The organism is Salinicoccus sp. Marseille-QA3875 (genome assembly GCF_054950095.1).
Genome location: NZ_CM143103.1, coordinates 1089820 through 1103723 on the forward strand (window position 1 = coordinate 1089820; position 13904 = coordinate 1103723).

Annotated in this window: 13 protein-coding genes; 6 read left to right on the forward strand and 7 right to left on the reverse strand. The window is 43.4% G+C overall.

Going from position 1 to position 13904, the window contains the following annotated elements; translation table 11 throughout:
- Positions 1–78 precede the first annotated feature (78 nt).
- Genes fabF through ACY8DT_RS05650 form a run of 6 tightly spaced genes read left to right on the forward strand, consistent with a single transcriptional unit; the run spans position 79 to position 4403 of the window.
- Positions 79–1314, forward strand: coding sequence for a beta-ketoacyl-ACP synthase II (fabF, locus tag ACY8DT_RS05625; protein ID WP_462421941.1), 1236 nt, complete (start codon positions 79–81; stop codon positions 1312–1314).
- A 29-nt stretch (positions 1315–1343) separates the two neighbouring features.
- A complete protein-coding gene (locus ACY8DT_RS05630; protein ID WP_462421942.1) occupies positions 1344–2225 on the forward strand; it encodes a DegV family protein in 882 nt (293 codons plus the stop codon).
- Positions 2226–3209 (forward strand): phosphate acyltransferase PlsX, encoded by a 984-nt coding sequence (gene plsX, locus ACY8DT_RS05635; RefSeq protein ID WP_462421943.1) that lies wholly within the window; start codon positions 2226–2228, stop codon positions 3207–3209.
- A 39-nt stretch (positions 3210–3248) separates the two neighbouring features.
- The gene (locus ACY8DT_RS05640) at positions 3249–3713 is read left to right on the forward strand and encodes a hypothetical protein (RefSeq protein ID WP_462421944.1); all 465 of its coding nucleotides are present in this window, start codon (positions 3249–3251) and stop codon (positions 3711–3713) included.
- 20 nt (positions 3714–3733) lie between these two features.
- A complete protein-coding gene (locus ACY8DT_RS05645; protein ID WP_462421945.1) occupies positions 3734–4099 on the forward strand; it encodes a hypothetical protein in 366 nt (121 codons plus the stop codon).
- A 25-nt stretch (positions 4100–4124) separates the two neighbouring features.
- Positions 4125–4403 carry a hypothetical protein gene (locus ACY8DT_RS05650; protein ID WP_462421946.1) on the forward strand — a complete coding sequence of 93 codons (279 nt, stop codon included), beginning with the start codon at positions 4125–4127 and terminating at the stop codon, positions 4401–4403.
- A 288-nt stretch (positions 4404–4691) separates the two neighbouring features.
- Here the strand turns inward: ACY8DT_RS05650 and ACY8DT_RS05655 are convergent, their stop codons facing one another.
- The 7 genes from ACY8DT_RS05655 to cls form a co-directional block, all read right to left on the reverse strand.
- On the reverse strand, positions 4692–5627 hold the full coding sequence (locus ACY8DT_RS05655; protein ID WP_462421947.1) for an NADP-dependent oxidoreductase: 936 nt from the start codon (positions 5625–5627) through the stop codon (positions 4692–4694).
- Positions 5628–5848: 221 nt separating this feature from the next.
- Positions 5849–6277 carry an Hsp20/alpha crystallin family protein gene (locus ACY8DT_RS05660; RefSeq protein WP_052255090.1) on the reverse strand — a complete coding sequence of 143 codons (429 nt, stop codon included), beginning with the start codon at positions 6275–6277 and terminating at the stop codon, positions 5849–5851.
- A gap of 242 nt (positions 6278–6519) precedes the next feature.
- On the reverse strand, positions 6520–8553 hold the full coding sequence (gene ptsG / locus ACY8DT_RS05665; protein WP_462421948.1) for a glucose-specific PTS transporter subunit IIBC: 2034 nt from the start codon (positions 8551–8553) through the stop codon (positions 6520–6522).
- 116 nt (positions 8554–8669) lie between these two features.
- Entirely contained in the window at positions 8670–9503 is an 834-nt protein-coding gene (glcT, locus tag ACY8DT_RS05670; RefSeq protein ID WP_462421949.1) for a glucose PTS transporter transcription antiterminator GlcT, read from the reverse strand.
- A 28-nt stretch (positions 9504–9531) separates the two neighbouring features.
- Entirely contained in the window at positions 9532–9960 is a 429-nt protein-coding gene (locus tag ACY8DT_RS05675; protein ID WP_462421950.1) for a hypothetical protein, read from the reverse strand.
- A 120-nt stretch (positions 9961–10080) separates the two neighbouring features.
- The gene (locus tag ACY8DT_RS05680; RefSeq protein WP_462421951.1) at positions 10081–11754 is read right to left on the reverse strand and encodes an ABC transporter substrate-binding protein; all 1674 of its coding nucleotides are present in this window, start codon (positions 11752–11754) and stop codon (positions 10081–10083) included.
- 478 nt (positions 11755–12232) lie between these two features.
- Complete coding sequence (gene cls / locus ACY8DT_RS05685; RefSeq protein ID WP_462421952.1) at positions 12233–13753, reverse strand: cardiolipin synthase; 1521 nt, start codon at positions 13751–13753, stop codon at positions 12233–12235.
- Positions 13754–13904: the final 151 nt, after the last annotated feature.

The following is a 13904-nucleotide window of genomic DNA, read 5'->3' on the forward strand; positions in this document are numbered from 1 at the left end:
AGTGAAACACATGCATTATGATACAATGACAAAGTAGATGCATTCGGTATGTATTAATGAAAATTGAAGGGATGATTAATGGTGCGAGTTGTAGTAACAGGCATGGGTGCAGTGACCCCTATCGGCAACAGCGTCGGAGAAATGTGGACAAATATCCGTGCCGGCAGACACGGCATCGGTAGTGCCACTAGAGTGAATCCCGAACATTACAGAACACCGCTTGCCGCCGAAGTGAAAAACTTCGATCCGAAAACGGTAATGGACCGCCGGGAAGCGAAAAGAATGGATCTGTTCGCGCAGTACGCGGTTGCTGCGGCAGACGAAGCGCTCAGGATGAGCGGTTTCGAAATAAATGACGATAATGCATTTGATACCGGTGTCATTGTCGGATCAGGTTCAGGCGGATACGTATCCATGGAGGAAAACGTCATCAGACTGAATGAAAGAGGGCCGAACAAAGTTGAGCCGCTCTTTCATATCAAGACGCCTGTCAATATGGCAGCGGCAGGTATCGCCATGCACTTTGGAATGAAGGGCGATTCGATGTCCATTTCATCTGCCTGTGCGAGCGGGAGCCACTCGATCGGCGAGGCGTTCATGAAGATAAAGGCTGGACAGCTGACAGCATGCTTCGCCGGCGGCGCAGAAGGCACTTTGAGCGATTCGACTTACAGCGGCTTTTCAGTGTTGAAAGCCATGTCGCCCCAGACAGACCCGGACCTTGCCTCCCGGCCGTTCGACAAAGAACGGGACGGTTTCATACCCGGCGAAGGGTCGGGAATATTGATGCTTGAATCCCTCGAATCCGCACAGGCACGCGGTGCTGAAATATATGCTGAAATCACCGGATACGGCGCAACGACCGATGCCCACCACGTCACCGCACCGCTCCCTGACGGGAAGGCTGCGGGAATGGCGATGAGAAAAGCGATGAAGATGGGCGGCATCACAGCTGAAGATGTTTCATACATCAATGCGCACGGTACGAGCACTCCGGCCAATGATTCCAGTGAAACGAAAGCGATCAAGTTCGCGCTTGGAGCATCAGCATACAAAACGCCAATATCCAGCACAAAAAGTTATGTCGGCCATATGTTTGGCGCTGCAGGCAGTACAGAAGCGATCGTATCAATAGAAGCAATGAGACACGGCTACATCCCGCCTACTTTGAATCTTAAGAATCCGGACCCAGAATGTGATCTGGACTATGTTCCTTTAAAAGGAAGAGACGGAAAATTGGAATATGTCCTTTCCAACTCCATGGGGTTCGGCGGACACAACAGCTCACTGCTGTTCAAGCGGTGGAGTGAATAAATTCATCTGATGCATCAGGAGGAATATTTATGAAAGCAGCAATACTATTTGACAGTTCGGCATACTTAAAAGCCCCTTTGAAAGAAAGAATCGACCTTTTCCAGGTCGACTTCACTCTGGCGCTTCCGAATGGCGAGATCATCACAGAGTCGACAGATGAATCCCACCTGGAAAATTTCTTTGAACAATGGATGCAGGAAGGCACTGAACAGCCTAAAACGGCCCAGCCGGGCGTCCAGGCTTATCATACAGCCTTTCAGAAAATCATTGACGAAGGATATGATACCGTCTTCGGTGTTTATTTGAGTTCAAGCGTCAGCGGAACACTGCAGACCGCCCATTCCGTCGGGCAGGAATATAAGGATAAACTGACAATCCATAACTTTGATGCCGTCGGTCTTTCCGTGAATATGGAACAGTTGATCGTACAGATGACAAGAATGATCGATGCCGGTAAGTCTTTTGAAGAAATAAAAGATGAAATGACATGGCTGATGGACCAGAGCAGATTTTTCATCGCAATTGAGAAACATGATAATCTGATCAAAGGCGGCAGAGGCAGAGCATTGAACGAACTTGAAGACAATTCTTTCAAAACACTCCCCCTGCTTGAATACGTCCCTGAAGATATGCCGGTATTGACAGAAACCTTCCGGACAAATAAAAACCGCAACAGGCGCCTTTTGGAACTGACCGCCGACTACCAGAAAAAATATCCGGATCATAGAATCCAGGTCGGCATCGGACATACGCTCTCTGAAGATAAGGCACTGAAGTTAAAATCTGCCATTCAGGAGACCTTGCCGGAACAGCCTGTGGAAATCCGCCTGATCGGCACGGCTTTTTGTTCCCATCTGGGGAAAAATGCTTTATCACTCGGATTGATGCCTGTGACGAAAGAGGTTGAATAGATGATTAAACTTGCAGTCGATACAGAGGGCGGGGATTTCGGACCGGAAACGACCGTCTGCGGCGCCTGTCTCGCCATGCGTGATAACCCGGAATTGTATTGTCTGTTCTTCGGTTTCCCGGATCAGATTGAAAAGACCTTACCCGATTTTGCTGACAGAGACCGGATTCAAATCATTTCTGCGGATGAAGTGATTACAGATGAAGACAACCCATTGAGGGCAGTCCGTAAAAAACAGGATTCAGCGATTGTGAAAGCACTGCGAGCTGTTGCGGACGGGGAAGCGGATGCTTTTGTCTCCGCCGGCAGCAGCGGTGCAATTTATGCAGGAAGCCTTTTACACATCGGTACAATCCCTGAAATCAAACGTCCCGCATCCGTGACGATTTTACCGACAGCATCCACATCGTCACCCTATTACATGTTGATTGATTCAGGTGCGAACACTGCCTCCAAGCCTGAACATCTGACAGACTACGGCCGTATCGGGAGCAAAGTTGCAGAGCAGCTGCTCGGAATCGATAACGCAAGAATCGGCCTGCTGAGTAACGGAACGGAACCTTCCAAAGGCAATGACTTCACAAAAGCAGCCCACCGGCACCTGCAGACGGATGAATATTTGAATTTCACCGGCAACGTTGAACCGACCGCGCTGCTGAGCGGCACACACGATATCGTCCTGACGGATGGATTCACGGGTAATATCATGTTGAAAACAGTGGAAGGCACGGCAGAGATTTTAATGAATGACCTGCTGGAAAACATAAAAAAAGACGGGCAGCTGGATGCCGATGCTGAAAAACTGATCGAGAGCACAATCCAAAAGAGCATCAGAAGATATACCAATGAAGACATCGGCGGCGGGTTCATACTCGGCGTCAAAGCACCCGTCGTCATCACCCACGGTGCAGCAGACAAAATGATGTTCAAGAACAGCGTTGAAATCGCAGCCAGACTGGCAGAAAACAGTACCTTCAATGGTTAAGCAGTACACTCTGCTTATGATCAGGAAACGGTGATATGGATGAATACGAACCACTTATTTTATAAAATTCTTAAAAGGACAATTACTGCCGGAGACTATGTAGACTGGTCATACAGTGTATTGGAAGAAGGCGTTTCATCTCCTTCCTTGACCATTCTCTCTTCATGTTCATCCACTGATAATATTCTTGAAATAGAATCTTATTTCAGACGGGCAGCAGAAGAGCTTGAGATAGAACATCCGACATTTGAAACGGCTGCACGAGCCCGTCTGGAATTTCTTGCGCTGAAAATAATGGAGACCGAAGATGATGATTACAGGCAGATTTATCATCTGACCGACAGAATCTTTAAAGTTGTCGCTGTCGAACTGAATTATCCGGAGGAGCTGATGAACTGGGTGGAAATGAGTGAGTTGATGGACAGAGTCGATTATAATTACGATAAGTATGTAATATCAGAAATAAAAAATGAGGCTGGGCAGTTACTTGGAACCGATACTTAATATTAATAGCGGTGATATATATGGATGCGAAAAAGTTTACTGATATGATTAATGACCTTGAAGAAAAACCCGCTGGCACTTTACGTTTTTTCGGAAAATGGTTCGGCAGACCTTATGATAACCATCACAAAATTTTGAAGTGTCACGTCAAAGAAGAGATTTTGGAGATTGAATTTGACGCAGGTGAAACGGTAAAGATATCGGAGCCTGAAGATATAATTTTAAATGATGAGGGTATGTTCATCCACGATGCTGCATATGTTGAGCTTTCCCGGTATGCCTACGGCAGCACTCAAACGGATGAAAATTTAATAATAGATAGATATTCATTAAAAGACGGAGAGACGTCTGATAAGATTAATTATCCTGCTTTTGAATTACTTTGATTGCTTGATTATAGGAGAAATGATAATGATTTTAGCTCTAATACTTTTAATTATTGCGATCGGTTACGCATATAGACGGAGAGAGGAACCGATGGCAATGGCCACTGCAGGCAGCAGCCTGCTGGCTGTAGGAATCATCGCTTTACTGATATTTGCACTGATAGCAACAAATATATTACATTTCAGTGAAAGTCTGGAAGATATAATCGCATTGATAGCCATGGGCGATTCACTGATTCTGATCCCTTCCGGATTGATACTCTTGATAACCGGCCTGGTTTTAAACAGTAAGAAATCAAAATAAGTTTTATAAAACATTGCATATCGCATAATGATTATCAGCATTGATACTCTTGATAACCGGCCTGGTTTTAAACAGTAAGAAATCAAAATAAGTTTTATAAAACATTGCATATCGCATAATGATTATCAGCAAAATATTATTCCACTGGAAGATTTCATTACTATATGGAAGTCAATATACTTTTTAAAAAAGAAATTGGTAAATAAACTCCATCTTTATCAAATATAAAATCACCCGCAGATTTCGATATCTACGGGTGGTTTTCAATGTTTTGATATTTTACTTTATTCACTTGATCTTTACGATAATTTTACCTCTCGCATGTCCGGATTCACTCAGTTTATGTGCTTCCTGCACACCTTCAACACTGAAGGGGAATATTTTACCGACGGCCGGCTTCACCTTTCCTTCTGACACCAGTTCTATGATCTTTTCCAACTGATCGACTTTAGTGGAGGAATTCAGGTACATTGCAGTCACGCCTTTCTCTTCAGCCATTTCTTTATCCGGTTTTCCTGCAATGGACACCAATCTCCCGCCCGTCTTCAGGACATCGTAGCTTTTTTCCAGTATCTCTCCACCGAGTGTATCCAGCACGACATCGAACTCCGATTTACATCCAGAAAAATCTTCTTCTTTATAATTGATCACTGTATCTGCACCCAGACCTTTTACGAAATCTACATTTTTACCGCTTGTAGTCGTTGTGACCTCGGCACCGAAATACTTGGCGAGTTGAATCGCAAAACTGCCGACACCACCTGAACCCGCATGAATGAAGACCTTCTCTCCTGCTTCGATTTCTGCTTTATCCTTAAGCATCTGCCACGCTGTCATACTCGTCAGCGGTACCGCAGCCGCATCTTCATAGGAAACATTCTCAGGCTTATTCACGAGAAGTTTATCTTCCATTACGATATATTCTGCAAATCCGCCCGGCTTTTTAAGTTCTGCTTTACCGACCACTTCATCTCCGACCTTAAAATCTTCAACACGTTCGCCCACTTCTTTTACAGTACCTGAAATATCCCAGCCAAAAATAATGGGGAATGATAAAGGGATTACTTTTTTGAAATCCCCGGCACGCACTTTCACATCCATCCGGTTCACAGCGACTGCATGAACCGCCACAAGCACTTCATTTCCTGCCACTTCCGGCTTCTCCAGCTCTGCCATCTTAAACTCTTCCACACTGCCATACGCCTCTGTTATGATTGTTTTCAATTAAATTCTCCTCCTTGGAATTGTCGTAAAATATATGATAATCGTCCGATATTTTCACATTCATGGGACCATCTCCCGACCTTCATTTTCAGTATACATATCCATAAAGTACTTCACAAAGATGATGATATATCGCCGGTTCTGCCTTTTCTTCTGCCACACGGCAAAAAGCCCGTTACAATCATCATATAGAGATTGTAACGGGCTGTAATTAATGGTTATTAGTTAATTTCGATGCGTTTTAAACGACCTGTGTTTTGTGTTTTCGGCAATGTGATGTTCAGTATGCCGTTGTCAAATTTTGCGTCAATTTCAGCTTCCTCAATATTTTCGAATGAAAACTGTCTTTTGATATTGCTTACGCTTCTTTCACGGTGGATGACTTTTCCTTCATCATCAGTCGCTTCATTATCCACTGACTGTTTGCCTGAAATGGTCAGTATACCCCGATCAAATTCGATATTGATATCTTCTTTGTTCATGCCGGGAAGTTCCGCTTCCACCATGTAGGAATCTTCATGTTCTGTAATGTCAGTTTTCATCATCTGATTTCTATCCTCAGAAAAGAACGGCCGTCCAAAATCTTTAAACACATCACCAGGTTTCATATCGAAAAAACTGTTATTGAATGGTCTCATTTCAAATGCCATGATCCAATCTCTCCTTTAATGATTATATTCAAGTTTTGGTAAGGCAGTTGACATCACTCAAACTGTCTTATCAACTTATATATATTATAGCACATTGGTCAAAGATAGTCAAAGTCAGGAACGAACAGTTAATAACCAAATTCGTTGAAAATAAAATCATCGATTGAAATCAGCAGTCCAGAAGATAATAATGTAGTGATAAGCCCCCTCCAAAGCATTCTGATTTTGGAGGGGGCTTAAGATCACTTCACATTGATGATGATGTCATCATTATCAACTTCACCTTCGTTTGCTGCTGCAATTTCGATATTTGCAGGGCCGGTAATGATGATAGGCGTGATATCACTTTTCGCGTTTTCCCTGATATAATCCAAATCAAATTCCAGCAGTACATCACCTTTTTCAAATGTATCTCCTGTACTGACGTGAAGCTTAAATCCTTCTCCTTTCAAGTTGACCGTATCCAGTCCGATATGCACAAGTACTTCAAGTCCGCCTCTGTTCGTCAGACCGAGTGCGTGTTTCGTCGGAAAATCTGTCATAACCTCACCGTCAAAAGGTGCACGTACAACGCCATCTGAAGGCTTGATCGCGATACCGTCTCCCATCATTTTTTCACTGAAGACCTTATCCGGTACTTCCTCAAGTGCCACTGCTTTCCCTTTGATTGGACTGAAGATATCTTTTGTATCTGCAGTCAGCGGACTGTCGCTGACAGCCACTTCAGTATCTGCATCTTCCGACACTGTCGTTTCATCTGCAGAAGTAATTTTCCCATCGATGATCCTCTGCATATCATTCTTGATCCGATCGGATTTAGTTCCGAAGATGGCCTGCATATTATTGCCGACCTTCATCACCCCGGAAGCGCCGAGATTTTTAAGTGTTGCTTCATCAACCGCTGATGTATCGTTCACTTCCACACGAAGACGGGTGATACATGCATCCAGATGCTTGATGTTCGATTCCCCGCCCATTGCTTTTAAGACGTTGAACGGCAGATCTTCGATGCTGCCTGAATCAGAACCTGCAGCTACATCTTCACGTCCAGGCGTTTTTAGATCCATCGCCTTGATTAAAAATCTGAAGATGACATAGTACAGCACAGCATAGACTGCCCCGACTATGAATACCCACCACCACTCAGTGCGGTTCTGCAGCATGCCGAACAGGAAAAAGTCTATGAAACCGCCGCTGAATGTGTAACCGAGGTTCACATCCAGCAGATAAAGAATTAAGAAACTGAAACCGTCCAGCACTGCGTGAATCACATAAAGCAACGGCGCAACGAACAGAAATGAGAACTCCAACGGTTCCGTAATACCTGTTAAAAAGCTCGTCAGTGCACCCGACAGCATAATACCTGCAACATACTTCTTATGCTCAGGACGTGCAGCATGATATATCGCAAGTGCTGCCGCAGGCAGCCCGAACATCATTACAGGGAATTCACCCTGCATAAAGTTACCTGCCGTGAGGTCAGCGCCATCTTTCAACTGTGCGAAGAAGATGTTCAGATCTCCTCTTACAATATTGCCCGCTGCATTCGTGTATGTACCAAACTCAAACCAGAATGGCGCATGGAAAATATGATGCAGTCCGAATGGAATGAGCAGCCGTTTAACCATACCGAACATGAACACACCGAGTGCCGTCGCTTCTTCCATCAGGAAATATGAAACAGAGTTTAAGCCTTCCTGAATCGGCGGCCAGATTAAGAATAGTCCAAGTCCGATCAGGAATGACAGCACAGCTGTCATGATCGGAACGAAACGCTTGCCTGCAAAGAATCCTAAAAATTGCGGCAGTTCAATATTGTAGTATCTATTGTATGCCCAGGCAGATAAAACACCGATGATGATACCGCCAAACACACCTGTCTGGATGGTATCCACACCCAGTATTGATGCATAGGCAGGATTTTCAGCAGCCATTTCAGGCGTAACTCCCGCTACCTGTCCCATAGTCACGTTCATGATCATATAGCCGACAAAGGCAGCAATCGCAGCCACACCGTCACCTTTTGCGAGTCCCACCGCAACACCGAGTGCAAATAAAAGAGCTAAATTATCGAAGACGATACCGCCTGCTGCCTGAAGCATGTTGGACAGAGCGACGATCCAGCCCGCTTCTAAAAACGGCATGAAATCAACCATCGCTTCCGTTTGCAGCGCAGCCCCGATACCCAGCATCAGACCGGCAGCCGGCAATATTGCGACCGGCAGCATCAATGCTTTACCGATACGCTGCAATTGTCCAAAAATCTTTTTAAACATGGAAATTCCTCCTTATGATAAGTCTCAGATCATACAAAACAAAAAAGGACATGAGTATACAGAAATAGTTAAATAAACTACTCCCTGTAAACTCATGCCCTCTGATGGTTACACATTTACTCAGAATAATGTTCAAATTGATTTATGTGCATCGTTAAGTAAACAACTTCAGAGTCGTATACTTTCCGCTGCAGTTTGTTTTGCATCATTTTTACAATCTTTATGGCAACATTATAGCATAGTGGATATTGCGCTTTCAACAGTTCGCCAAAGTCGGACTGGTCGGGCACACTTTCACCTTTTATCACCCTCTGCACACAGAAACTGATATGCCTGACAAACCGGTCGTACCATAACGAAGTCTGATCCACGGATATACCGAGCCCCGTTTCAATTATCATTATCGCCTGATGCACCACTTCTGAGAAGATGTTCATCTCCTGTACAGATTTGTTGTAAATCGCAGAATGCACGTGCAGTGCGATAAAACCAATTTCAGCTTCCGGCAGATGAATATGATATTTCTGATTCAACATCGTCATCACTTCTTCAGCAATCTGGTACTCCTTCGGATAAAGTGCCCGCGTTTCATTGATGAAAGGGTTTGTAATCTCAATTCCTTCCTCCTGGCGTTTGATGCTGAAAAGCAGATGATCCGTTAAAGACAGCACAATCCGGTCGTTCACCTGATTCGCCGTCAGCTCATCGATCAGTTCAATCGCCTCGAATATCAATTTGAACAGCTGCTCATCACCCATGGTCAGAAGCGTCTGATACCTGCCGCTGTCCTGCTTGCCGGTCAGTTTATAAACCTTATCCGCTTTCTCTGTATCCAATATGTCATTTTCCTTTGCTCCGAAGCCGATTCCTCTGCCAATCAATACGACTTCCTCTAAATCATCATGTGCAATCACTACGTTGTTGTTCAGTGCTTTTTCAACTTTATACATACTGGTTCCCCTTGAATCTTCAAATGTGTTATTTGATCAACTGTTTCAGCCAGGCAGCCAACTCTGGTATTTCTTCATTATATATTATTGCCGGGACTTTCTTACCATCCGTTATAAAGAGGGAGTCAAGTGGTACAGAATTTTCATTTATGACTTCCGATATCCCACTGTCCGGCCAGTCTGTGCCGCATAAAAACGGCGGTGCATCTCCAGCGACAAATCCCGCAGGATCATTTTCCAGTTTTGAAATCAATTCATCTTCGACATCATAGCCTTCAAATTCATACGCCTGACCATTCGCTTCTGCAATGATCGTCAGCTCATACAATGGTTTTCTGAACAATCTTTTTCGTTCATTAATCCCGGGGTCCACCTTGAAATAAACTTCTTTCAACTTCAGCGGTTCGGTTTCTTTTGCATGATAAGCTGCCTGCTCCAAATCCATAGTCACTTTCATAAACTCTTTCCTTTTTCGTATTTTGTTATTGCCCACTTCTCTTTCAAATTCCTATACAATAGTATAAATTAAAAAATAGCCCGGGAATGACAATTTCGGACTATTTCTATTGTTCAAAATCTATTCAGTTAGTGTGACCTCTTGGAAGTCCGGCTTATTAAACTGATCAATATACAATCCTTCCACTTCTGTTCTTTGCGCGTTCATACTTTCAGTTTCCCTGAAATAAATCATCGGTGCTTCCTCTTCCAATATTGCCTGGGCTTCGTGATAAATCTCTTCACGTTCATGATCAGAAGATGCTTTTCTGCCTTCTTGAAGTAATTGGTCGAATTCTTCATTTTGAAAGAATGTGCGGTTACCTTGATATCCTATCATAGAAGAATGGAAGACATCCCATAACATCTGGTCGGGATCACCTGTAGAGTTCGGTGCACCTTGTATAAAAATATCATGATTCCCCTGGCCCGCTTCTTCAAGAAATGCGCCCCATTCCAGCTGTTCAACAGTTGCGTCAACATTTATTTTCTGTAAGACCTCCTGTAGATACACCCCTACATTGACACGCTCTTCATCATCATTCGTCAGTATTGATAATTCGAAACCTTCTTCATATCCGGCTTCCTCCATCAATTCCTGAGCTCTTTCCACATCATATGGATAGCCTTCCAAACTTTCATCGTGTCCTAAAAGCTCAGACGTCACGACACCTTTTGGCAGCTTTCCGGAACCATTATATATTCCATCTATGATCTCCTGTCTATCGACTAAGTGAGATATCGCCTGTCTGACACGCTTATCATCTAATGGCTTCTTCTGGGTGTTAAAACCAATATATTGAACTGCCATATTGTAAAGAGTATACGGTTCCATCACTTCGCTTTGTTCAATCTGAGACAGGTTACTGCTTTCGTAACCCATTATCATATGAGAATTCCCTGTTTCTAAATCTGCAATCCGTGAGTTTGTTTCTGTGATTATTTTAAATGTCACAGTGTCCATTTTCATAGGTTCGCCCCAATACTCATCAAACCTTTCAATTACTGTACTTTCACCAGGCGTTCTGGAAGAAAAAGCAGCATAATTTGTACCTATTGGGTTTACTTCGACAACTTCACCGATATAGCTTGAAATATCATCGACGATTCTTTCGTATTCTTCATCCTTTTTATCCCTTATTTCATAATATTCTTCTGCTGTTAAATCATGCCCCCCTTTTTCCAGCGCATTTTCATAATCCTCATCAATAACTTTTTTACTGACCATCCCGCCACCACCATGTGATAAATGGTTTAATAAAGGAGCAAAAGGATATTCTGTTATGATTTCCACTGTATGAGAATCGATGACATTCACTTCATCAATCATCTCAAAAATATTCAAACGTGGCGATGCCATAGCTGGATCAATCACTCTTTCCAGGTTCGCTTTTACAACCTCAGCGTTAAATTCACTGGTATCATGAAACACTACATCTTCTCTCAATTCAAATTTCCAAGTTGAATCGTCCACCTGCTCATAATCTTTTGCAAGAAGAGGGATGATTTCTAAGTTTTCCCCATGAGTGACTAACCCCTCATATATAGTATTTCTCATCTGATCAGAATATAAATCATCGTTACCGTGCGGATCGAGGGAAACTGCATCAGTACCCGTTGAGACTACAAAGTCCCCGCCTTCAGACACTTCATTTCCTTCAGCCTCCTCGGCCACATCCACCTCAGCATCATTGGTACAAGCAGCCAGAATACTCACTATCAACACCATAATCAGAATATGAAATTTTTTATTCACTATGTATTTGCCCCTCTCACTAAAATCATAGTTGATAACTATGTTATTAAAGCATATTTTATCACTAGGGATTAATAATAATCAACCTACTTTTATAAAGAATGTTCCCTTTCGAGCAATCAGACATTACAAAGTCTATGTGTTGCTATATTAAAAGCAGATAGGTATCAAAATTTCTAGCTATACTAGTAATTTTGAGCAAATTATGATTAGAAAAGAAGCAAACTTAAAAAGTAGAATGACTAAATACTTACCTTAAAAATGACTGGGTTTTATCTTATCAGTCATAAAAAAATAACCCCTTATTTAAACTCTTACACTGACACGGGGTTATTTTCATCTGTACAAGCTAAACAATTATTATTAAGCCGAAATTTCATATTAAAACTCGTTTTCTTTGTTATAGTTATAAAATTTTAGTCTAATCTCTTATTTATGCCACGGGATAATTTTCCCGTGGCATGTTTTACGAACCTCACTATAAAATAGGCGAAATCAGGTTCGCCAGCACTTCCTTCACTTTGATCCACTTGCTCCGCGATTCATATTTCTCTTTCGTCAGCAATGTGCTCGATTTCATGTCTTCTTCAAAGGTGATCCTCTGCTGTACTGCCTCATCTTCATCATAGATGAATGCATTCACTTCAAAATTCAAAAAGAAGCTTCTCACATCAATATTGGTCGTGCCGATACTGAGCAGTTCATCGTCGATCATCATGGTTTTTGCATGCAGAAAGCCTGTATTGTATATAAAAACTTCAGCTCCCATATCGACAAGTTCACCGGCATTGGCATACGTCGCCCAGTAGACGAACGGATGGTCAGGGTGGTCTGGTATCATCAGACGGACTTTGACACCACGTAAAATGGCTGTCTTTATCGCTTCGAATATGGATTGATCCGGGATGAAGTACGGTGTCTGTATATAAAGTGAGTTTTTGGCACTGTTGATCATCTGGAAATACCCATACTTGTTCTGCTGGTATTCCTCATCGGGGCCGCTGGAGACAATCTGCATGGCTATATCCCCGTCATAATCCACATTCGGAAAGTAACGCTCCTCCCATTTCAGATAACTCCGTTTACTGTGGGAGTCCCAGTCAAGCATGAACCTGAGCTGGAGCAGCTTGACCGCATCCCCTTGGATTCTTAAGTGTGTATCGCGCCGGGGTGGGAGGTCTGCTTCGTGCCATTCCCCCTTTTCTTCATCGAACCCGACGTACTCATCACCGACATTGAAACCCCCGATGTATCCTGTGCTTCCGTCGATGACGGCGAGCTTCCGGTGGTTCCTGTTGTTCAGCCGGGGGTTGACGAGCGGGAGATAGCTTGGGAAGAAAGCGGCAACCTCGCCGCCTGCTTTTATCAGTTCATTGAAATGACGGTTCTTCAAGGTTCTTGACCCCAGGTCATCATACAGGACCTTTACCGTCACGCCCTCTTTCTGTTTCTTGACAAGTGCCTCATAAATCTCTGTGCCAATCTTATCCATCTTGAAAATATAATATTGAATATGGATATGATCTTCAGCCTGGCGTATATCTTCCAGCAGATGGTTGAATTTACGGCGGCCGTTGGTGAAAGTTTTTAAATGATTATTTGAAGTGAGGAATGTCTCCTGGCTCTGGAGCATCATGTGGATGAAATCCTTGTGTTTTTCAGTGATGCTGTTCGGGAAATCACGCTTCCCCGACTGCAGATCATCCAACTGCTCATTGACGATTTTCTCAAGCCGCTCCTGCTCCTTCGTATCCATCTTGAATAGATTCTGTCTGTATATTGTACGGCCAAAAAGCATGTATAATACGAAGCCTACGATGGGGATGAACAGCAGGATCAGCAGCCATGCCCATACACTTTGTGCACTCCGCCGCCTTTCGAGGAAAATCAAACTGATCGCGAATATGATATTGATGATGAAGAGCGCGATGAGGATGATATCCAATATGAAATAGGAACTTATTAAATTGGACAAATTGTCAAATGTCAGCCTCGCCATAACCTGCCCCCCTCAAGTCTACTCTTATGTACATAATATACATATTCCCTCTGAATTACCCGCCCAAACGTTCGGGGACGAGGGTCCTGTGCGGGATTTTATTTTCAAAAACTTATATAATATCGTTGCACCAGCCAATTGAACGGCGGCA

Coding starts and splice junctions, on each gene's coding strand:
- ACY8DT_RS05640 (WP_462421944.1), top strand. CDS start 3,249: ATGAATACGAACCACTTATTTTATAAAATTCTTAAAAGGACAATTACT.
- glcT (WP_462421949.1), bottom strand. CDS start 9,503: ATGTATAAAGTTGAAAAAGCACTGAACAACAACGTAGTGATTGCACAT.
- cls (WP_462421952.1), bottom strand. CDS start 13,753: ATGGCGAGGCTGACATTTGACAATTTGTCCAATTTAATAAGTTCCTAT.
- ACY8DT_RS05675 (WP_462421950.1), bottom strand. CDS start 9,960: ATGAAAGTGACTATGGATTTGGAGCAGGCAGCTTATCATGCAAAAGAA.
- ACY8DT_RS05660 (WP_052255090.1), bottom strand. CDS start 6,277: ATGGCATTTGAAATGAGACCATTCAATAACAGTTTTTTCGATATGAAA.
- ptsG (WP_462421948.1), bottom strand. CDS start 8,553: ATGTTTAAAAAGATTTTTGGACAATTGCAGCGTATCGGTAAAGCATTG.
- fabF (WP_462421941.1), top strand. CDS start 79: ATGGTGCGAGTTGTAGTAACAGGCATGGGTGCAGTGACCCCTATCGGC.
- ACY8DT_RS05630 (WP_462421942.1), top strand. CDS start 1,344: ATGAAAGCAGCAATACTATTTGACAGTTCGGCATACTTAAAAGCCCCT.
- plsX (WP_462421943.1), top strand. CDS start 2,226: ATGATTAAACTTGCAGTCGATACAGAGGGCGGGGATTTCGGACCGGAA.
- ACY8DT_RS05645 (WP_462421945.1), top strand. CDS start 3,734: ATGGATGCGAAAAAGTTTACTGATATGATTAATGACCTTGAAGAAAAA.
- ACY8DT_RS05650 (WP_462421946.1), top strand. CDS start 4,125: ATGATTTTAGCTCTAATACTTTTAATTATTGCGATCGGTTACGCATAT.